This window comes from Kitasatospora sp. NPDC127067 (assembly GCF_042724755.1).
GTDB classification, from domain to species: domain Bacteria; phylum Actinomycetota; class Actinomycetes; order Streptomycetales; family Streptomycetaceae; genus Kitasatospora; species Kitasatospora lactacystinica.
The window spans coordinates 19,115-39,993 of sequence record NZ_JBHXEM010000081.1; the positions used below are offsets into that span (position 1 = coordinate 19,115).

The 20,879-nt window shown below is 72.1% G+C and carries 15 protein-coding genes and 1 riboswitch; of the genes, 10 read left to right on the forward strand and 5 right to left on the reverse strand.

The window, feature by feature from the left end:
• Positions 1-74: 74 nt before the first annotated feature.
• A complete protein-coding gene (locus ACFWJ4_RS27575) occupies positions 75-1,349 on the reverse strand; it encodes an extracellular solute-binding protein (RefSeq protein ID WP_380548227.1) in 1,275 nt (424 codons plus the stop codon).
• A 337-nt stretch (positions 1,350-1,686) separates the two neighbouring features.
• Between ACFWJ4_RS27575 and ACFWJ4_RS27580 the strand changes: the two genes are divergently transcribed.
• From ACFWJ4_RS27580 to ACFWJ4_RS27595, 4 genes are all read left to right on the forward strand, one after another.
• Positions 1,687-2,478, forward strand: a complete 792-nt coding sequence (locus ACFWJ4_RS27580; protein ID WP_355261095.1) for a GntR family transcriptional regulator — start codon at positions 1,687-1,689, stop codon at positions 2,476-2,478.
• Between the two features lie 365 nt (positions 2,479-2,843).
• Entirely contained in the window at positions 2,844-3,140 is a 297-nt protein-coding gene (locus ACFWJ4_RS27585; RefSeq protein ID WP_380548230.1) for a DUF3311 domain-containing protein, read from the forward strand.
• Entirely contained in the window at positions 3,137-4,750 is a 1,614-nt protein-coding gene (gene mctP, locus ACFWJ4_RS27590; RefSeq protein ID WP_359904553.1) for a monocarboxylate uptake permease MctP, read from the forward strand. Before ACFWJ4_RS27585 ends, mctP begins: the two co-directional genes overlap by 4 nt.
• Before the next feature lie 154 nt (positions 4,751-4,904).
• Complete coding sequence (locus tag ACFWJ4_RS27595) at positions 4,905-5,804, forward strand: histidine phosphatase family protein (RefSeq protein ID WP_380548233.1); 900 nt, start codon at positions 4,905-4,907, stop codon at positions 5,802-5,804.
• A gap of 47 nt (positions 5,805-5,851) precedes the next feature.
• Here the strand turns inward: ACFWJ4_RS27595 and ACFWJ4_RS27600 are convergent, their stop codons facing one another.
• On the reverse strand, positions 5,852-6,814 hold the full coding sequence (locus ACFWJ4_RS27600) for a helix-turn-helix domain-containing protein (protein WP_359904578.1): 963 nt from the start codon (positions 6,812-6,814) through the stop codon (positions 5,852-5,854).
• Positions 6,815-7,210: 396 nt separating this feature from the next.
• On the opposite strand from ACFWJ4_RS27600, the gene ACFWJ4_RS27605 reads away from it, so the two are divergent.
• The gene (locus ACFWJ4_RS27605; RefSeq protein ID WP_380548235.1) at positions 7,211-7,705 is read left to right on the forward strand and encodes a GNAT family N-acetyltransferase; all 495 of its coding nucleotides are present in this window, start codon (positions 7,211-7,213) and stop codon (positions 7,703-7,705) included.
• 19 nt (positions 7,706-7,724) lie between these two features.
• Here ACFWJ4_RS27605 and ACFWJ4_RS27610 read toward each other — a convergent pair whose 3' ends face one another.
• The 3 genes from ACFWJ4_RS27610 to ACFWJ4_RS27620 form a co-directional block, all read right to left on the reverse strand.
• Positions 7,725-9,410, reverse strand: a complete 1,686-nt coding sequence (locus ACFWJ4_RS27610; RefSeq protein ID WP_380548238.1) for an ArnT family glycosyltransferase — start codon at positions 9,408-9,410, stop codon at positions 7,725-7,727.
• 200 nt (positions 9,411-9,610) lie between these two features.
• Complete coding sequence (locus ACFWJ4_RS27615; RefSeq protein ID WP_380548241.1) at positions 9,611-10,990, reverse strand: LamG-like jellyroll fold domain-containing protein; 1,380 nt, start codon at positions 10,988-10,990, stop codon at positions 9,611-9,613.
• A 94-nt stretch (positions 10,991-11,084) separates the two neighbouring features.
• Positions 11,085-12,305, reverse strand: coding sequence for a ricin-type beta-trefoil lectin domain protein (locus ACFWJ4_RS27620; RefSeq protein WP_380548244.1), 1,221 nt, complete (start codon positions 12,303-12,305; stop codon positions 11,085-11,087).
• 434 nt (positions 12,306-12,739) lie between these two features.
• Between ACFWJ4_RS27620 and ACFWJ4_RS27625 the strand changes: the two genes are divergently transcribed.
• The 5 genes from ACFWJ4_RS27625 (at position 12,740) to ACFWJ4_RS27645 (ending at position 20,805) form a co-directional block, all read left to right on the forward strand.
• On the forward strand, positions 12,740-14,158 hold the full coding sequence (locus tag ACFWJ4_RS27625; RefSeq protein WP_380548258.1) for a glycosyltransferase family 2 protein: 1,419 nt from the start codon (positions 12,740-12,742) through the stop codon (positions 14,156-14,158).
• A gap of 5 nt (positions 14,159-14,163) precedes the next feature.
• Complete coding sequence (locus tag ACFWJ4_RS27630) at positions 14,164-15,249, forward strand: glycoside hydrolase family 26 protein (RefSeq protein ID WP_380548247.1); 1,086 nt, start codon at positions 14,164-14,166, stop codon at positions 15,247-15,249.
• Positions 15,249-16,982, forward strand: a complete 1,734-nt coding sequence (locus ACFWJ4_RS27635) for a glycosyltransferase family 39 protein (protein WP_380548250.1) — start codon at positions 15,249-15,251, stop codon at positions 16,980-16,982. The genes ACFWJ4_RS27630 and ACFWJ4_RS27635 overlap by 1 nt, the downstream gene beginning before the upstream one ends.
• A 62-nt stretch (positions 16,983-17,044) precedes the next feature.
• Positions 17,045-17,188: riboswitch (cobalamin riboswitch) on the forward strand.
• Positions 17,189-17,380: 192 nt separating this feature from the next.
• A complete protein-coding gene (locus ACFWJ4_RS27640; protein WP_380548260.1) occupies positions 17,381-19,786 on the forward strand; it encodes a ribonucleoside-diphosphate reductase subunit alpha in 2,406 nt (801 codons plus the stop codon).
• Positions 19,786-20,805, forward strand: coding sequence for a ribonucleotide-diphosphate reductase subunit beta (locus ACFWJ4_RS27645; RefSeq protein ID WP_359904573.1), 1,020 nt, complete (start codon positions 19,786-19,788; stop codon positions 20,803-20,805). The genes ACFWJ4_RS27640 and ACFWJ4_RS27645 overlap by 1 nt, the downstream gene beginning before the upstream one ends.
• Positions 20,806-20,879: the final 74 nt, after the last annotated feature.

The following is a 20,879-nucleotide window of genomic DNA, read 5'->3' on the forward strand; positions in this document are numbered from 1 at the left end:
ACCCACCCAGAACACCCCCGCTGCGGCCCCCCCCCCCCCCGCGGGGCGCGGGTGCGCCCCGCCGCTCGACTGCCTTACTGCTTCTGGTTGAGACGCTTCGCGATCTCGTCGTCGGCCTTCTTGGCCGCGGCGGCGTAGTCGCCGTTCAGCGCCGAGGTCAGGAAGTCCTTGATCGGGTTCGGCTCGTTCTCGACGTTGGTCCAGGTCGGAACGTTCGGGGTGGTCGCACCGTTGAGCGAGGCCGGCAGGGCGGCCTTGGCGAAGTCGCCGGTGACCTTGCTGTTGAGCGCGACCTTGTTCGGGATGAGACCCGAGGAGGCGATCAGGCCCTCGTTCTTGTCGTTCATGGCGATCTTCAGGAAGCCCTTGGCGAGCTCCGGGTTCTTGCTCTGCTGGGCGATCGCCAGGTTCGAGCCGCCGAGGAAGACGCTGGAGGGCTTGTCCGCGGTCGCGCCGGGGAGCGGGAAGTAGCCGATCTTGTCGGCGGCCAGCTCCTCGGGCTTCGGGACCTCCCAGCCGAGACCGATGATGGTGCCGATGTCGCCCTTGGCGAAGACGTCCTTCTGCTGCGGGGTGGCCTCGTCCTTGTCCTTCGGCGCGGTGGTCGAGTGGCTCTGCAGCTTCTTGTAGGTGTCGAAGGCCTTCTGGGCCTCGGGGCTCGACAGGCCGCCGACCCACTTGTCGCCGTCCTTCTTGGCGAGCTTGCCGCCCTCGCTGGTCAGCAGGCCGAAGTAGGCGTACCACTCCTGGCCGGGCATGTAGAGCGCGTCGGTGACGCCCGGGACGGCCTTGACCTTGTCCAGGTCGGTGTAGAACTCGTCCAGGGTCTTCGGCGGGGTGGTGATGCCGGCCTTGGTCCAGATGTCCTTGTTGTAGGTCACCACGCGGTTGGTGAAGTACCACGGGGCGGCGTACTGCTTGCCGTCGATGATCGAGGACTCGTTCAGGTTGGCGGCCCAGTCGGCGCCACCCAGGTCGGCCTTGTCCTTGGTGATGTCGAGCAGACCACCGGTGGCCGCGTAACCCGCGGTCTGGGTGTTGCCGATCTCCAGGACGTCCACCGAACCCTCGGAGAGGGCGGCGGTGACCTTCTGGCCGATGCCGTTCCACTTCTGGGTCTGGATGTCGAGCTTGGCACCCGGGTAGGCGGCGGCGAAGTCGGCCTTGACGCTGTCCTCCCAGCCCTTGGGGGCCGAGCCGTCCATCAGCCACACGGTCAGGGTCTTGCCGTCGTAGTTCTTGGCCGCCGCGGACGAGCCGCCCTCGGTCTTCTTGCCGTCCGAGCTGCAAGCCGCCAGGCCGACGACCATTGCTGCGACGCCGACCGCCGCGATGAGCTGACGCTTCACGCCATCCTCCTGAGGGATGCCTGGGTTGCCCCCGTCGGGCGGCAGCGGCAGACCCACACAAAGCGGGGGGAAAGGTGCCGCGGACCCCATCGAACGGGTGGGGGGATTCATAGTTACCGGCCTAGTGGTGTAGACCAGCTGCCTGGAGCTTGGCCTAGACCAATGGGCCTGTCAACGGCTGTTCGACCGATCTCGACCACCCGTTATCAAGCCGACACCGCACATCGTTCATCGCGTGATGAGGTATTCGTTCCGTAGCCATACATGCAACGATGTGAGCCGTTAACGATGTGGCGGGGTCGCTGGAGGCCTCGCGAGAAGCGGGAGAACAGGTCCGATGAGCAGCGACGGGGGATCCACCGCCCAGGTCAACGACCCCGAGGTGAACAACCTCCCGACGCAGGCCGGCACCGACCCGACCGCGCGCGTCCCCAAGTACTACGGCCTGAAGCGGCACCTGCTGCAGCTCACCGAGACCCAGCCCGCCGGCACTCCGGTGCCGCCCGAGCGCGCGCTGGCCGCCCAGTTCGACACCTCGCGCACCACCGTGCGCCAGGCCCTCCAGGAGCTGGTCGTCGAGGGCCGGCTGGAGCGCATCCAGGGCAAGGGCACCTTCGTCGCCAAGCCCAAGGTCGCCCAGGCCCTCCAGCTCACCTCCTACACCGAGGACATGCGGGCGCAGGGCCTGGAGCCCGCCTCCCGGCTGATCGAGATCGGCTACATCACCGCCGACGACCGGCTCGCCCCGCTGCTCGACATCAAGCCCGGCGGCCGGGTGCTGCGGATCGAGCGCCTGCGGCTGGCCAACGGCGACCCGATGGCCATCGAGGTCGCCCACCTGTCCGCCAAGCGCTTCCCGGCCCTGCGCCGCAACCTGGCCAAGCACAACTCGCTGTACGCGGCGCTGCGCGAGGTGTACGGGGTCACCGTGGCCGAGGCCGAGGAGACCATCGAGACCACCCTGGCCAACCCCCGCGAGGCCGGCCTGCTCGGCTCCGACCTCGGTCTGCCGATGCTCCAGCTGTCCCGGCACTCCTTCGACGCCGAGGGCGATCCGGTCGAGTGGGTCCGCTCGATCTACCGCGGCGACCGCTACAAGTTCATCACCCGGCTGAAGCGTCCGGAGTAACCGGAGCGTCCGGGCCGGCCGCAGCGCCCGGAGCAGCCGCACTCCCCCGCCGCACCTCGGGCGCCGGCGCGCAGGACCCGCGCGCCGGCGCCTTTCGCGTTCCGCACCGCATGTACGGTGACGGCGCTTCACCTCCCGTGGCGACAGCGCGTTTCCGTCGCCCGGCGGTGAACAACCGGTCGGTTGCGTCCGACTGGCGGGAAGTTACGTCAATTCCGGTGACATGGATCACCCCATGCTCTAGATTGCGCAGCCGTACTGACCTGACTGCCGATCACCGATGGTGCTGCTCGGCGGGCCCGTGCGGCGCTCGGCGCCGACCGGGCTGCGGCGCCGACGGGGAACCCTCCGGAGCGGAGCCGAAGATGCCGTCTGATCCCCTCACCCTCGAAGATGTCATGCCCGAGCCAGCCGGGAGGTCCGTCCCGGCCGTGACGCCCGAGCGGGTGCTGGCCGGCCTCGCCCTGCTGGTGCCGATCGTCGCGATGCTCTGGGTGTCCTCGTACGACAAGAGCGAACCGGCGGTGGCCGGGGTGCCCTTCTTCTACTGGTACCAGCTGCTCTGGGTGCCGGTGTCGGCCGTGTTCACGGTCGCCGCCTACCTGCTGATCACCCGGGACGAGAAGGCCCGCAAGGCGGCCCGGACGGGCGGTGCGCGATGAAGGACGTCAACGTGCCGGCCCTCGTGGTCTTCGTGCTGTTCTTCGCCCTGGTCACCGTGATGGGCTTCCTCGCCTCGCGCTGGCGCCGCGCGGACAACGCCGCGCACCTGGACGAGTGGGGCCTGGGCGGGCGCAGCTTCGGGACCTGGGTGACCTGGTTCCTGCTCGGCGGCGACCTCTACACCGCGTACACCTTCGTCGCCGTCCCCGCGGCGGTGTACGCCACCGGCGCGGCGGGCTTCTTCGCGGTGCCGTACACAATCGTCGCCTACCCGCTGGTCTTCCTCTTCCTGCCCCGGCTCTGGTCGGTCTCCCGGGTGCACGGCTACGTGACCCCGGCCGACTTCGTGCGCGGCCGGTACGGCTCGCGGCCGCTGTCGCTGGTCGTCGCGCTGACCGGGATCCTGGCCACCATGCCGTACATCGCCCTGCAACTCGTCGGCATCCAGGCCGTGCTGGACGTGCTGGGGGTCGGCGGCGGGGAGAACGCCAACTGGTTCGTCAAGGACCTGCCGCTGTTCATCGCCTTCGGCGTGCTGGCCGCCTACACCTACTCCTCCGGCCTGCGCGCCCCGGCGCTGATCGCCTTCGTCAAGGACGCCCTCGTCTACATCGTGATCATCGTCGCGGTGATCTACATCCCGATCCGGCTCGGCGGCTACGGGCACATCTTCGACGCCGCCGCGCACAAGTTCAGCGCGCCGGGCGCCAAGGGATCGCTGACCGTCCCGCACGGCAGCCAGTGGACGTACGCCACGCTGGCCCTCGGCTCGGCGATGGCGCTGTTCATGTACCCGCACTCGGTCACCGGCGTGCTGGCCTCCAAGTCCCGCAGCACCGTGCGCCGCAACATGGCGATCATGCCCGCGTACTCGCTGATGCTGGGCCTGCTGGCGCTGCTCGGGTTCATGGCGATCGCGGCGGGCGTGGGCAAGGGCGTCAAGGGCTACAACGCCCAGCTCTCGGTGCCGCAGCTGTTCGCGGACATGTTCCCGGACTGGTTCACCGGCGTGGCCTTCGCCGCGATCGGCATCGGCGCGCTGGTGCCGGCCGCCATCATGTCCATCGCGGCGGCCAACCTGTTCACCCGCAACGTCTACAAGGACTGGCTCAAGCCCTCCGCCACCCCCGCCGACGAGACCCGGATCGCCAAGCTGGTCTCGCTGCTGGTGAAGGTCGGCGCCCTGGCCTTCGTGCTCGGCATGGACAAGCAGGCCGCGATCAACCTCCAGCTGCTGGGCGGCCTGTGGATCCTGCAGACCTTCGTGGCGATCGTCGGCGGCCTGTTCACCCGCTGGTTCCACCACTGGGCGCTGTTCGCCGGCTGGGCGGCCGGCATGGTGTACGGCACCTGGAAGGCGTACGGGATCGCCAGCCCGGCCACCAAGCACTTCGGCGGCAGCGCGGCCGGGATCCCCGGCATCGGCGAGATCGGCTACATCGGCCTGACCGCCTTCGCGCTCAACCTGATCGTCGCGGTGGCGCTCACCCTGGTGCTGCGGGCGGTCAAGGCGCCGGAGCTCCCGGACGAGACCAGGCCGTCCGACTACAGCGCCGAAGCCGGTGACGAAGAGCTGAAGAACGCGCCGGAGCCTGTAGCGGCGCACTGATTCGCGCGGTACGCGCCCTGTGATCGCGCCGCCTTCTCCGTGAACACTGGAGAAGGCGGCGCGATCATATGTATGAACAGGCGTGCACGCCGGGCACCACCAGACCGGACCGGCATCCGGCCGGAACCTGATCGACCACGGGGAGCTCGCGGCCATGGCAGAACTCGGCACCACCCTCAACGGCCAGCACCAGTCCACCCAGAGCCAGCACCACCACGCCACCACCCAGGGACAGCACGGCGCCACCCAGGGTCAGCGCGGCGCCGCCCACGGCCAGCACCCCGGCGGGCAGGGGCAGCACCCCGGCGGCCACGAACAGCACGGCAGCACCCACCGCCCGGCCGCCGCCGGCCGGCTGCCGTCCCTGCTGATCGCCACCCGACACGGGGAGTCCACCGCCAACGTCGAGTTCCAGCTGGCCGAGGCCGCCGGAGCGCTCAGCGTCCCGATCAGCTGCCGCGACGCCGACATCCCGCTGTCGCTGCACGGCCGGCAGCAGGCCCAGGCGCTCGGCCACTGGTGGGCCGACCTGCCCAGCGCGGACCGCCCGCGCAGCGTCTGGTGCTCCCCGTACGTACGCACCGCGGAGACCGCCCGGATCGCGCTCGCCCAGGCCGCCGGGCTCGGCGCCGTCCCGGTCACCCTGGCCGTCCGGTACGACGAACGGCTGCGCGACCGGGAGCTCGGCATCCTGGAGATGCTGCCGAAGGCCGCGATCGAGGCCAAGCACCCGGAGGAGGCGGCCCGGCGGCGCAAGATGGGCGAGCTGTACTACCGCCCGCCGGGCGGCGAGTCCTGGGCCGACGTCGCGCTGCGGGTGCGCAGCCTGCTGCGGGACCTCTGCGAGGAGGAGGCCGGACGGCCCGTCCTGCTGGTCGCGCACGACTGCACGGTGCTGATGCTCCGCTACGCGCTGGACCGGCTCACCGAGGAGCAGCTCACCGCGCTCGGGCCAGTGCACAACTGCTCCACCAGCCTGTGGCGGGCCCAGGACGGGCGGCTGCGGCCGGACGGCTGGAACGGGGTCGGGCACCTGGTGCCCGGCGGGGACTGACACCCCCTCGGCCCACCCCGGGTCCGTCGGCCCGCCCGGGAGTCCCCTCAGCCCGCCCGGGGCTCCGGCTCGGCGAAGCAGCGCCGGTAGGCCAGCGGCGTGGTGCCCAGCCGACGGCCGAAGTGGTGCCGCAGGGCGGCCGCGTTGCCGAAGCCGCAGCGGGCGGCGATCGCGTCCACCGGCTCGGTGGTGGACTCCAGCAGCCGCTGGGCGAGCAGCACCCGCTGCCCGACCAGCCAGCGGTGCGGGGTGGTGCCGGTCTCCTGCTGGAAGCGGCGGGCGAAGGTGCGCGGCGACATGTGCGCCCGGGCGGCCAGTTGCTCGACGGTGGCCTCCTCGGCCAGGTGGTGGCGCATCCAGTCCAGCAGCGGGGCCAGCGAGGCGTCGGCGGCCTCGGGCAGCGGGCGGTTCACGAACTGGGCCTGCCCGCCCTCCCGGTGCGGGGCCACCACCATCCGGCGGGCGATCTCCCGGGCCACCTCGGCACCCTGCACCTTGCGCACCAGGTGCAGGCAGGCGTCGATGCCGGCCGCCGTCCCGGCGGAGGTGATCACCGGGTCGTCGTCCACGTACAGCACGTCCGGCTCGACCGCGGTCAGCGGGAAGCGCTCGGCCAGCGCCGCGCTGTGCCGCCAGTGCGTGGCGGCACGACGGCCGTCCAGCAGCCCGGCGGCGCCCAGCACGAAGGCGCCGCTGCAGATGGACAGCACCCGGCCGCCGCCCTCGACCACCCCGCGCAGCGCCGCCAGCAGCGGCTCCGGGTAGTCGCGGCGGATGCTCGCCGCGGTGACCACGGCGAGGTCCGCCCCGGCGAGGCGCTCCGGGCCGTACGGGACGTCCACCGCGAAGCCGGAGTGGGTGGCGTGCGGCCCCGGACGGGCCCCGGCGATCGCGAAGTCGTAGCCCGGCAGCCCGTCGGCGGTGCGGTCCAGGCCGAACACCTCGCAGGCCACGCCCAGTTCGAAGGGGTGAACCTCCTCCAGCACCACCGCGACCACGTTCTTCAGCATGCCCACCAGGATGCCCCCGGTGCCCGCCCCGGCGGAAGGAACCGGATGGCAGGATTTCGAGGTGATCGGTCGTTCCTGCCACTCGTGGCCACGGCGCCGCCCGGCCACAGTGGTGCCCATGGACAGCGACACCCTCATCGGCGCACTCGCCATGACCGCGGCCGTCGGCGGTTTCGGCCTGCTCGGCCTCCTGATCGGCCGCGAGACCTCCAGCGGCCCGGCGGCCGGCCGCGACAACTACCACCGCCCGGGCGGCTACCCGGCCGACCAGGCCCGGCCCGAGCGGCTGTACGGCACCGCCTGCCCGTCCGCCGCCGCGCCCGCCGACCCGTCCGCCGACCCGATCGGTTCGACCCCGGAGGACCGCCCCGCACCGGCCTCCGGCACACTGGCCCGATGGACTTCCTCATCCGCCAGGCCCTCCCCGAGGACCTCACCGACGCCGGCCGGATCACCGTCGAGGCCTTCGTCGGCGACGGCTTCACCAACCCCACGAGCACCTACGTCGAGCTGCTGCGCAACGCCGGGCGACGGGCGTTGGAGGCCGAACTCCTGGTCGCCGTCGACGCGGCCGGTGCCGGGGTCCTCGGCTGCGTGACCTTCGCCGTCGGCGGCACCGAGTGGGCGGACATCGCCTCCCCCCGGGAGGGCGAGATACGGATGCTGGCCACCGCCGGCGCCGCCCGGGGCCGGGGCGTCGGCGAGGCCCTGGTCCGCGCCTCCGTCGCCCGCAGCCGCGACCTCGGCCTGGCCGGCATGGCCTTCTCCACCCGCCCGGAGATGACCACCGCCCACCGCCTCTACGAGCGGGTCGGCTTCCGCCGCACCCCCGAGCGCGACTGGGCCCCGTACCCGGGGATGGACCTGATGGTCTACACGATGGCGTTCTGACGGCGGGCCCGGGCGCCCGTCACGGCTTCTTGTCGTACCCGGGCGCCACGTAGACGGTGTACCGGCCGTGCTTCCCGCTCGTCACCACAGTGACCACCCGGTACCCGGAGGCCTTCAGTGTGGGCTGGATCGCCTTGTCGATGGCCCCGGTCTGGGTGAAGTCCAGGACCACGACCTTCCACTCGTGGGCCTGGATGCCGGCCTGGATCGCGGGCACCCCGTTCTGCATCTCACCGGTGGCCGGGTCCCGGCGGAAGACGGCCACCAGGTCGTGCCACTGCTGCCAGGTGGTCTGCTTGCGCAGGTAGTACGCGGGGACGTTGTAGTTCTCGACCAGGTACCGGTCGTCGCCCTTGACGATGTACGGCTCCAGGGCGGCGACGAACTCCTTCGAGTTCGACCACTCGCCGTACATCTCCCGGCCCTGGGCCGCGCCCACCCAGGCGAGCGGGCCGACCACCAGGGCGGCGGCCGCCACCCCGGCCACCAGGTGCAGACGGCCCTTCAGCCACAGCGCCGCACGGGCCAGGACCAGGCCCACCACGATGCAGGAGAACCAGGCGCCGAAGTCGACGTGCTTCTGCAGCGACAGCCAGGTGTGGATGCGGATCTGGTTCACCGGCGCCATCAGCCCGGCCAGCAGCAGCAACAGCGCCAGCCAGAACTCGGGCCAGGCCGCGCCGCCGCGCCGCCGCGCCCGCACCAGCTGCACCAGCACCCCGGCCAGCGCGACCACCAGCAGCGGGCCCACCCAGCGGGCGGCCTCCGAGGCCACGTAGGAGTACGAGTCGTGGCCCGGGGCGCGCTTGAGGGTGGTGTGGTTGAAGCCGTTGACGTACTTCTCACCGGCCGCCAGCGCCGCAGCGCCGACCGCCACCACGAAGGTGAGCAGCACCAGCAGTCCGCGCCGCCAGGCCTCCCAGCTGCGCAGCGACCCGCGCGGCCCGGCCAGCACCGCGATGCCGCACACCACCGGCACCCACAGCAGCGCGGCGTACTTGGTGGCGCCGGCCAGGGCCAGCAGCAGCCCGGAGGCGACCAGGCTCGGGTAACCGCCGCCCGTGGTCAGCCGCACCGCGAAGTACCCGGCCCAGGCCAGGATCGCCAGCGCCATCGCGTCGTAGGTGGCCAGGCCGCCGAGGAACTGGGTGGGGCCGAGCGCGACGAAGGCCGCCGCCGCGCAGAACGCCGCGAGCGAGCCGTGCAGCCGCCGGGTGGCCAGGTGGACGGCCGTGGTGGCGGAGAGCATGAACGCCAGGCTCAGCAGCCGGGCGCCGTTCAGCCCGCCGACGAAGTCCGCGACGGCCACCACCACCGGGTAGATCAGCGGGGAGCCGGAGAAGAAGGTCTCGTACGTCGACACCGGGGTTCCGTGCCGCAGGTGCGCGATCTCCTGGTAGCCCGCGTAGATGTAGGTGCCCTCGTCGATGAAGGCGGTGTTGCTGAGGATCAGGTGGTACGAGAGCGCCGCCTGCACCAGCAGCACGGCCAGCAGCGGCAACCAGTCCGCCCGCAGCACCGGCCGGGCCGGGTGCGGCACCCGGGGCGGCCCGGGCCTGCGGCGGCGCCGGTCGGCCGGGGAGGCCGGTACCGGCCCGGGGGCCGTCCGGCCGCGCTCGCCGAGGGCCACCCCGCCCGGCCGGGCTCCGCCGAGGACGGGCTTGCGGGTGGACTCGGGCCGGATCCAGCGGCCGTCCGCGCTCATCAGTACTGCTCCTCATCTGGGACTTCGCATCCGGACGCGCCGTGGAGCGCGCGCCCCTGGGCGCGCTTCGGCCGCCGCCCCACACTGCCGGAGGGCGGCGGCCGGACGTTCACGGGGGCCGGTCGGCCCCGCGGCGGGTCCTGCGGGCCGTCCTCACCGGACTCCCGCGGAACCCGCCCCTGGCGGTGCTAGGGCGTGCCCTAGCCGCCGAGCCAGGCGCCGGTCGGCGCGATGGACGGCGGCGAGCTCGGGCCGGCCACGATCTTGACGATGTCGGCCTCGGGCAGCACCTGGTCCCACACCTGGATGTCGGCGACGGCGCCGTGCCAGGGGTCGGCCCACTGCGAGTTGGAGCTCAGCCGGCCGACCTGGAGGGAGTTGGTGCCGCTCGGCTGCACCCCGGCCGACTTGGCCGAGGACTGCGGAGCACCGTTGACGTACAGGGTGAGCTGGCCCGACGGGTCGTCGTACACGCCGGTCAGCAGCACCCACTGGTTGACCGTCGCGTCGCCCTTGGACCAGGCGATCGCCGAACCGCCGCCCGGCACCTGGACCTTGAAGTACCACTGGTCGTGCCCGTTGTTGTTGGCCCGGCCCAGCGCGTACGAGTAGTACTGGCCGTCGCCCTGGCTGACCGCGCTGCGGTTGCCGTTGGGCACGTCGACCAGCACCCGCGCGGAGACGGTGAAGCTCTTGTTGACCTCGACGACCGACGTGGACGTCGAGGCGAACGAGTCCTGGCCGCTGGGCAGTTTGAGGACCTGCCCGGAGACGCCGGCCATCGTCCCCTGCTTGGCGTCCGCCCCCAGGTTGAGCGCGGCCGCACCCTTCTTGGCGGGCAGCGAGCCGACGGTCGGCGGGCTGTCGATGCCCTTGAGCGGCGGCGCGCTCGTCGTGTTCGACGGGCCGGAGACCGTCGGGCTCGGCGTGCCGGGGCCGTGGGCCGCCGGCGTCTTCTCCTTGCCGTGCTGGTAGTACCAGTACCCGCCGCCACCGGCGGCGGCCACCACGACCACCGCGGTCACCGCGCCGATCAGCTTGAGCCTGCGGCCGCGCTTGGCGGACTGCTCGTTCTGCTCGGCCAGCGCCTCCCAGTTCGGCGTGCCGGCCGGGGGGACCGCCGGGCCGGGCGGCTGGAAGCCGCCCTGCTGCTGCCAGTGCGCCACGGACTGGGCCGGCTGCGGGCCCGGCGGGAACGGCTGCTGGCCCGGCGGGAACGGCTGCTGTCCGACGGCCTGGCCGGGCTGCGGCATCGGCGCCTGCGGCTGGACGGGCTGTGGTGCCACCGGGCCGGGTTGCGGCGCCACCGGACCGGGCTGCACCGGACCCTGCGCCACCGGGGCGGGTCCGCCGCCCTGGTGCGGCACCGGCGGCACCGGCTGCGCGACCGGATGCGGCGTCATCTGCTGGGGCTGCGCGGGTGCGGCGGGCGGCGGCCCGTAGCCGGCCGCGGGGCCGAAGGCTCCGCTCGGGAACTGCGGTGGCACACCGGTGGCCGGAGCGGGCCCCCCGGCCGGTGCCTGCTGCGGTGGCGTGGCGGGCTGGCCCGGCTCGCCACTCGGTACCGGTCGATCGCTCATGGCCCGAATGCTAGGGCATCCACCCCGACACGCCCATGGGGGGTGCGCGGACGAAACGTCAGCACGGCCGCGGTTTCCGGGGTGCGACGCCGGCTCACGCGACCCCGTTGTAGGGCAGCTTCCAGCGCTGCGAGACGGTGTCCGCGCACGGCCGCAGGAGCACCGTCGTGCCGTCCGCGAGCGCCCCGCCTGCGGTGCCCAGGCACAGCCCGGTGTCCGGGTGCTTCAGCCGCTGCCCCGGGGCGGTGACCCAGCGCTGCGCCGAGCCGCCGGTGCACTCGGCCAGCGTCACCGAGGAGCGGTCGGCGCCCGGCGCCAGGCAGGCCGCTCCACCGCGCAGCGAACCGTCGTTGCCCACCGTCCACCCGGTCGAGACGGCCTGGTCGCCGCAGGATCCGACGGTCACCGGGCTGCCGGCGGTCCCGCCGCCGCCGTGCCGCAGGCAGATCCCCGGGGCGCCCGCCGGGACCTCGCCGGCCGGCAGGCCGACCCGGTTGTGGAAGGCGAAGGAGTTGCTGCGCAGGCCGGTCCCGCCGCTCCAGACCTCGAACCCCGCCTGCACCCGGCAGAGGTAGGAGCTCTTCGGGACGTAGCCGCGCGCCATCGCGTCGGCGGTGAACAGCCGCAGGTCGAGGCCGCGGGTGGTGTGGGTGGGTGCCGTGCGGACGTAGCTGATCACGCTGTGCGGGCCGGTGATCGGCGCCTGGTAGACGTGGTAGCTCGCGTCCCCGAACGGCAGGGCGTCCGCCACCTTGTCGCCGGCGGGCCGCACGTTGTCGGTGGCGTCCAGCCAGATCATCACCTCGGCGCTCTCCCCCGGCAGGCAGTTGTCCGGGCTGGAGCCGTACCAGAGGTCGAAGGAGAGATTGAAGGAGCCGCTCACCCGGCCGTTGGCGTCCCAGTCGGCGGTGGCGTCGCCGAGCGCGCTGACCGGCACCGGCAGTCCGCTCGCGCCCGGGGCGGTCGAGACGTTGGGGTAGGCGCCCGGGGCGAGCGGGTTCTTGGGGACGAAGTCGTTGATCCGGGACACCGTGAACCCGCTGGCCCCGACCGGGTCCACGCAGACCGTGCCCGCGGTGTTCCACGGGTTCGGTTCGAGGACCTTGGCGCCGCCGTCCATTGCCAGCTTGGGAAACGGCTCCTGCGCGGTCGAGCAGATGCCCGGCCCGGACAGCGCCGTCGCCGGGCCGGCCGGCGGCTCGACCGCGCCGACGTCGCCGCTGCACCCGGCCAGCAGCGCGGCGACCGCACCGAAGGCGGCGACCGCCCGCAGGCCCCGCGCCACGCGCCCGGCCGCGCAGTCCTCGATGCCCATCGCTCTCCCCCGAACCGTCCTCGCCCGTCGAACGGACAACCGTACACAGGCGCTCCGGCCGCACCCCCGTTCACATCACGATCGGAACTCGATATCGGTTCCGGGCGGCCGGTCGAAGAGGGGAGAGCGGACTCAGAGCGATCGGTCCCGTACGATCCTGGCGTCCCCTGGTGCCCGAGCGACAACGGCCACCACCCGGGGATGGTTCAGTCTCATACGGCTTCGGGGGAGTAGAGCACGTGACTGTCACCGAGAGCGCGCGACTCGCGGGAAGCGGTCAGCCGCCGGTCTCACGACGCCGCAGCCGGCGCGGCCCGGCCGCCCGCAACCGGTGGGGCCTGCTCCCCCAACCCCCGGACAACACCGAGAAGTACCTCTACGCCCGCACCAACCTGTGGGTGCTGACCTGCTTCTCCCTCATCAGCTTCGCCTGCATGGTGGCCAGCGAGATCGGGCTGCTGAGCGCGACGCCGTGGTTCCTCTTCTTCATACCGCCGCTCGCCTTCACCATCGTCTACTACCTGATATCCCGCTGGGTGCACGGCTTCAACGAGACCTTCGACCTCTCCGCCCACCGGGCCCTGGTCAAGTCCTGGCAGCCCGAGCACCATCCGACCGTCGACATCTTCCTCCCGGTCGCCGGCGAGCCGATCGAGGTCCTGCACAACACCTGGACGCACGTCGCCCGGCTGCGCGACCAGTACCCGGGCGACGTCACCCCGTACGTCCTCGACGACAGCAACAGCCCGCAACTCGCGCAGATGGCCGTCGACTTCGGGTTCGTGTACGGCACCCGCGACAAGCTCGGCTGGTTCAAGAAGGCCGGCAACCTCCAGTTCGGCTTCCGCAACTCCGACAGCGACTACATCCTCATCCTGGACGCCGACTTCGCGCCCCGGCCGGACCTGCTGAACGAGATGCTCCCCTACATGGAGGCCGACCCCCGCCTCGGCATCGTCCAGTCCCCGCAGTTCTTCCGCATCCTGGACTCGCAGAACTGGATCGAGCGCGGCGCCGGCGCCGTCCAGGAGCTGTTCTACCGGACCGTCCAGGTCTCCCGGCAGCGCAGCGAAGGCGCCATCTGCGTGGGCAGCTGCGCGGTGTACCGGCGCGCGGCGCTGGAGGAGAACGGCGGTACCACGCTGATCGGCCACTCCGAGGACGTGCACACCGGGTTCGACCTGCGCCGCCTCGGCTGGGACCTCCAGTACATACCCGTCGCGCTGGCCACCGGCGTCTGCCCGGACAACGTCGGCGGCTTCTTCAACCAGCAGTACCGCTGGTGCACCGGCTCGATGAGCCTGCTCGGCAGCAAGAAGTTCTGGCAGACCAAGCTGCGGCCGATCACCCGGGCCTGCTACCTGTCCGGCTTCTTCTACTACATCCACACGGCGCTGTTCACCGTCGTCTCACCGCTCATCCCGATCGTCCTGCTGCTCGCCCGCCCCGACCTGATCCGCTGGGAGAACACCGCGCTGGTGCTGCCCGGCCTGCTCTACGCGACGGTCGTCTTCCCGCTCTGGCACCGCAACCCCTACCGGCTGGAGGCCTGGGCCGCCCGCATGATGTACGGCTGGGCGCACGTCTTCGCCATCTGGGACATCGTGCGCCGCAACCGGATGGCCTGGCAGCCGACCGGCTCCAGCGGCGCCAAGCGGAACAAGACCCGGCGGTTCTGGATCGGCGTCATCGCCTGGGGCGGCGGAACCGCCCTGCTCTGGGTGCTGCTGAGCATCTGGCGGATGCTCACCATGGGCCCGCTGAACTTCGCCCTCGTCCTCGCCTCCGGCCTCTTCTACGCCACCATCGTGGGCCGGGTCCTCGTCCAGCCCCGCCCGACGGAAGCAGTGTGATCGCCATGACCGCCCACCCGAGACGGGCCGGCCGGCTCCGTCGCCGGCTGGCGCTCCCGCTACTGGCCGCCGCCGGCCTGCTGCTCACCACCGCGTGCGGCCCCGAGGACCCCGGCTTCGCGATGCAGAAGGACCTCGCCCGGGCCGCCCCGGCCGCCACCCCGGCCCCTGGCGCTCCGGGCACTCCGGGTGCGACTCCCGCGCCCGCCCAGCCCAAGGCCCTGCCGGCCGGCGTCCCGTACGACGTCACGCCGCTGCTCAGGCCGAGCCACAAGTACCTCGGCGCCGCCCTGCCCGACGTCCCCGCCACGATGGACGCGCTGCCCGGCTACCGCGACGCGATCGGCAAGCAGCCCAACATCCTGGAGTTCTACGCCCACTGGAAGGGCGGCTTCGACACCACGGGCGCCCGCCGGATCCACGACGCCGGGGCGCTTCCCTTCATGGCCTGGGAGCCGCACGACCGCTCGCTCGCCTCGATCGCGGCCGGCGACACCGACGACTACGTGCGCGGCGTCGCCAAGGCCGTCGCCAGGTTCAACCTGCCGATCGCCATCAGCATCGCCCACGAGATGAACGGCGACTGGTACCCGTGGGGCCGTCAGGCCGCCACCCCCGAGGACTTCGTGGCCGCCTGGCGCCACGTCCACGACCTCTTCGACCAGGCCGGCGCCACCAACGTGATCTGGGTCTGGAGTCCCAACATCACCGACCCCGCGCCCAACACCCGTCTGGAGCCGTACTACCCCGGCGACACCTACGTCGACTGGGCCGGCATGACCGGCTACTTCACCAAGACCGGGCCCAAGACCTTCGAGACGCTCTACGGCCCGACCATGGCCGAGATCCGCGGCTTCTCCCAGAAGCCCTTCTTCATCAGCGAGACCGCCTCCGAGCAGGGCAAGCGCCAACGCGCCGACATCGACCAGCTGTTCTCCGGGCTTGAGGCGCACGACGACATCGTCGGCTTCGTCTGGTTCAACATCGTCAAGCGAGCGGACTGGCGGGTCGAGGCCGTGCCGGACACCCTCGCCGCGTTCAAGCAGCGCGTGTCCGACCCCCGTTACGGCTTCGACATCCGGAACCCCTGATGAGTACTGAGTCCGAGTTCTCCCCCGTCCCGCACGGCCGCTCCGCCCACGACCCGGCCGCCGAGCCGGACCTTGACCCCGACGGGCCCGGGGCCGTGGCGGCGGGCAGCCCCGACGGGCCCCGCACGGCCGCGGCGGCGGGCAGCCCCGCACGGCCCGGAACCGCCGTGGCGGTCGACAACCCCGACGGCGTCGAGCTGGCCCCGTACACCATCCCGCAGGTCCCCGCGCTCGGCTGGGACCCGGGCACCAGCCCCCGCCGCCGCTGGATCGCCCGCGGCCTGCTGGGCGCCGTCCTGACCGTCCAGGCCGCCCTCTCGCTGCGCCTGCTGGCCGCCGCGCACCCCGACGAGGCCGCCGCCATGGTCGCCGGCCGCCAGCAGCTGTCCCACCTGCTGCACGGCACCCCGGTCACCACCGACCTGGTCGACCGGGTGCACGGCTCGCCCTGGCTCTACCCGCCGCTGGCCGGCGCCGCCGCCGACGCCAACGGCATCTGGGGCACCCGGCTGCTCAGCCTCGGCTTCGCGCTGCTCACCACGGTGCTGCTGTACTCGCTGACCCGGCGGCTGTTCAACGAGCGGGTCGCCATCTGCGCCATCGCCGGGTACGCCGTCCTCCAGTCCACCGTGGTGGTCGGCTTCTACGCCGCGCCCGAGTCCCTCGCCCTCCTGCTGGTCGCCCTCGCGGCCTGGACCACGGTGTTCACCGCCGGCCGCCATCCGGCCCTGGCCCTGCTCGCCGCCCCGCCCACGGCGCTGGCCTGCGCCACGGCCTACTCCGCGGCCTTCGCCGTCCCCGCCCTGGTCGCCCTCGCCTTCGCCTGCGCCCGGCCGTACCACCGGGTGGGCCCGGCCGCCCTGCGCGCGCTGCTGTCGGCCCTCGGCATCCTCGTCCTGCTGCTCCCGTACGGCACCCTCGGCAGGGTCGCCGGGTGGTCGCCCTCGCGCGGCAACGCCCCCGGCTCGGCCGGCTCGATCCTGCTCGGCACGCTCCAGTGGGCCGGCCTGTTCACCGTCCTCGCGGTGGCCGGCACCATCGCCTACGCGCGCCGCGAACAGATGCCCGAGCACGACGCGCCGGAGAAGGACGCCCTCCCCACCACCCGGGGCGGGCGCGCCCTGCTCGGGGCCGTCCTGACCGCCACTGCCCTGCTGGTCCCCGCCGCCCACCTGTGGACCGGCACCTCCGGCGCGCTGTTCCGCCACCTCGGCTACGGCATGCTGCTCGCCGCCCCGCTCGCCGGGGTCGGCCTGACCCGGCTGGTCGGCGCCCACTTCCGCCACCCCCAGCTCGGCATCCTGGTCTGGGTCGCACTGCTCGCCCTCGGTCTGGAGCAGTCCGCCCTGCGCTACCAGAACGGGCCCGACTCCGGCCGTCTGCTGGCCGTCCTGCGGGTCCACACGGAGCCCCAGGGCCGCTACCTCACCGAGGTCGACGGACTCGCCGAGTACTACCTCGGCGGCGTCTCCAGGCCCGAGCAGTGGATCTCCGCGCGCGCCGGGACGGACTACCGCGACGGGGCCGGGGTCGAGCACCACGGCGACGACGGCAGCGTGGCCGCGATCCGGGACGGCTGGTTCACCATGGTCGTCCTCGACAGCACCGCGCCGAGGGCCACCGACCGGGCCCTGAGCGAGGCCCTGAGCACCGCCGGACACTACCGGCTGGTCGCCCAGTTCACCTCGCCGACCGGCGATTCGAGTACGTACAAGGTCTATCTGAAGCACTGACCGGCCGCCCGGCTCACGCACATCCGCGACACGACAGGCACAACATATGGTGCCGCCGCAGTCCGGCGGCACTACATGTATGCTCGCTTCTGCTGTCGATGCAGGGGAACCCGGTGCGAATCCGGGACTGCCCCGCAGCGGTGAGCGGGCGGCTGCAGAAGCCGTAACCGCGAGTCCGATGACCTGCCGACGGCGTGCGCCACGGCCCTCCCGCAGAGGCCGCGCGAGCACCGAGCAGTACCCCTCCGGGCCTCGCGGGCGGGCCGGGGAGTCACCTCGCGCGACGCTTTTTGCGTTCGTGCCGTGCTCCCCTGCCCCGATCGGCCCGGTGGCCCCCCGATCACCGCCGCCGATCGCCGCCAGGAGAGAGCGCCTTGACCACCGCTGCCTCAGCCACCCTGCCCGCCCAGGGCTCCGGTACCGCCTTCACCGACCCGACGGTCTCCGACCCCGGGGGCGCGCTGCTGCGGCTGCTCACCGACCGCAGCACCGACCTCACCGAGGTCGACCCCGGCCATGTCGCCGCCGCCGCGCTGCGCGGCCGCCACGCCGGCTCGGACTTCGCCGAGCTGCGCGGGCTGGCCGTGGACGCCGCCGCGTCGATGATCGCCGAGGACCCCCAGTACTCGAAGCTCGCCGCCCGCCTGCTCGCCCTGGAGATCGTCGACGAGGCGAACAACCAGGGCTCGGTGTCCTTCTCCGCCTCGATCGCCGTCGGCCACGCCGAGGGCCTGATCGGCGACACCACCGCCGCCTTCGTCACCAAGCACGCGGCCGCCCTGGACGCGCTCGTCGACACCAAGGGCGACGACCGCTTCGAGTACTTCGGCCTGCGCACGGTGCAGTCCCGCTACCTGCTGCGCCACCCGATCACCCGCAAGGTGATCGAGACCCCGCAGCACTTCCTGCTCCGCGTCGCCTGTGGCCTGGCGGTCGGCGACAGCGAGCAGTCCGTGCGCGAGGTGGCCGAGCTGTACGGCCTGATGAGCCGCCTGGAGTACCTGACCTCCTCGCCGACGCTCTTCAACTCCGGCACCCGCCACCCGCAGATGTCGAGCTGCTACCTGCTCGACTCGCCGCTGGACAACCTGGACTCGATCTACAACCGCTACGCGCAGATCGCCCGCCTGTCCAAGCACGCCGGCGGCATCGGCCTGTCGTACTCGCGCATCCGCTCGCGCGGCAGCCTGATCCGCGGCACCAACGGCAAGTCCAACGGCATCGTGCCGTTCCTGCGCACCCTCGACTCCTCGGTCGCCGCCGTCAACCAGGGCGGCCGCCGCAAGGGCGCGGCCTGCGTCTACCTGGAGACCTGGCACGCCGACATCGAGGAGTTCCTGGAGCTCCGCGACAACACCGGCGAAGAGGCCCGCCGCACCCACAACCTCAACCTGGCGCACTGGATCCCGGACGAGTTCATGCGCCGGGTCAACGCCAACCAGGACTGGTCGCTGTTCTCCCCGGCCGACGTGCCCGAGCTGGTCGACCTGTGGGGCGAGGAGTTCGACGAGGCGTACCGCAAGGCCGAGCTGGCCGGCAAGGCCGTGCGCACCATCCCGGCGCAGACCCTGTACGCCCGCATGATGCGCACCCTCGCGCAGACCGGCAACGGCTGGATGACCTTCAAGGACGCCTCCAACCGCGCCGCCAACCAGACCGCGCTGCCGGGCCGCACGGTGCACTCCTCCAACCTGTGCACCGAGATCCTGGAGGTCACGGACGACTCCGAGACCGCCGTCTGCAACCTCGGCTCGGTCAACCTGGGCGCCCACGTCGCCCCGGGCGCCTCGGCCGCCGACCTGATCGGCGCCATGGACTGGGAGCGCCTCGACGCCACCGTCCGTACGGCCGTGACGTTCCTCGACCGCGTGGTGGACATCAACTTCTACCCGACCACCGAGGCCGGGACGTCCAACTCCCGCTGGCGGCCGGTCGGCCTCGGCGTGATGGGCCTCCAGGACGTCTTCTTCCAGCTGCGGATCGACTTCGACTCCGCCGAGGCGAAGGTCCTCTCCACCCTCATCGCCGAGCGCATCATGCTCACCGCGTACGAGCGCTCCGCCGACCTGGCCGAGCAGCTCGGCCGCCACGAGGCGTACGGCGAGACCCGCGCCGCCCGCGGCGAGCTGCACATCGACCACTTCCCGACGGCCGCCCCGCAGTGGGCCGACCGCTGGACGGCGCTGCGCGCCCGGATCGCCGAGACCGGCCTGCGCAACTCGCTGCTGCTGGCCATCGCGCCGACCGCGACCATCGCGTCCATCGCCGGCGTGTACGAGTGCATCGAGCCGCAGGTGTCCAACCTGTTCAAGCGCGAGACGCTGTCCGGCGAGTTCCTCCAGGTCAACCCGTACCTGGTGCGCGAGCTCAAGGAGCTCGGCGTCTGGGACCAGCAGACCCGCGACGCCCTGCGCGACGCCAACGGTTCCGTCCAGGAGCTGAACTGGCTGCCCGCCGAGGTGCGTTCGCTGTACCGGACGGCCTGGGAGCTGCCGCAGCGCGCGCTGATCGACCTGGCCGCGGCGCGGATGCCGTACCTGGACCAGAGCCAGTCCCTGAACCTGTTCATGGCGGCGCCGACCATCGGCAAGCTCAGCTCGATGTACGCCTACGCGTGGAAGGTCGGTCTGAAGACCACCTACTACCTGCGCTCGCGCCCGGCCACCCGCATCGCCCAGGCCGCGTCCGGTGCCGCCCGTGCCGCCGCGCCGGCGCCCGTGAACACCCCGACCCTCACCCCGGAGCAGGAAGCCGCCCTCGCCTGCTCCCTGGAGAACCCCGAGTCCTGCGAGGCCTGCCAGTAATGTCTCAGTCCGAAGACCGCAAGATGCTGCTCGACCCCGGCTTCGAGCTGACCCTGCGCCCCATGCGCTACCCGTCGTTCTACGACCGGTACCGGGACGCGATCAAGAACACCTGGACCGTCGAGGAGGTGGACCTGCACTCCGACGTCGCCGACCTGGCGAAGCTCAGCGAGGGCGAGCGCCACCTGATCGGCCGGCTGGTCGCGTTCTTCGCGACGGGCGACTCGATCGTCTCCAACAACGTGGTGCTGAGCCTCTACAAGCACATCAACTCGCCCGAGGCGCGGCTGTACCTCTCGCGGCAGCTGTTCGAAGAGGCCGTGCACGTCCAGTTCTACCTGACGCTGCTCGACACCTACCTGCCCGACCCGGAGGACCGCAACGCGGCCTTCGCGGCGGTGGAGAACATCCCCTCCATCCGCCAGAAGGCGCAGTTCTGCTTCAAGTACATGAACGCGGTCGACCACATCGACTCGCTGCAGACGAAGGAGGACAGGCGGGCGTTCCTGCTCAACCTGATCTGCTTCGCCGCGTGTGTCGAGGGGCTGTTCTTCTACGGCGCGTTCGCCTACGTGTACTGGTTCCGGAGCCGGGGCCTGCTGCACGGCCTCGCAACCGGTACCAACTGGGTGTTCCGCGACGAGTCCATGCACATGGACTTCGCGATGTCGGTGGTCGACACCGTCCGCGAGGAGGAGCCCGACCTCTTCGACGACGAGATGGCCAAGCAGGTCACGGAGATGCTGGAGGAGGCCGTCGAGGCCGAGCTCCAGTTCGCCCAGGACCTGTGCGGTGACGGCCTGGCCGGCATGAACACCGCCTCGATGCGCGAGTACCTGGAGGCCGTGGCGGATCAGCGCCTCGCGCGCCTCGGCCTGCCGATCCGGTACGGGTCGACGAACCCGTTCGGCTTCATGGAGCTCCAGAACGTCCAGGAGCTGACCAACTTCTTCGAGCGCCGCGTGTCGGCGTACCAGGTCGCCGTCGAGGGCACCGTCGCCTTCGACGACGACTTCTAGGAAGAACAGAACGAACGACAGAGGTGCCCCGCACGGCTGTGGCCGTGCGGGGCACCTAAGTCGTTAATAGGGAC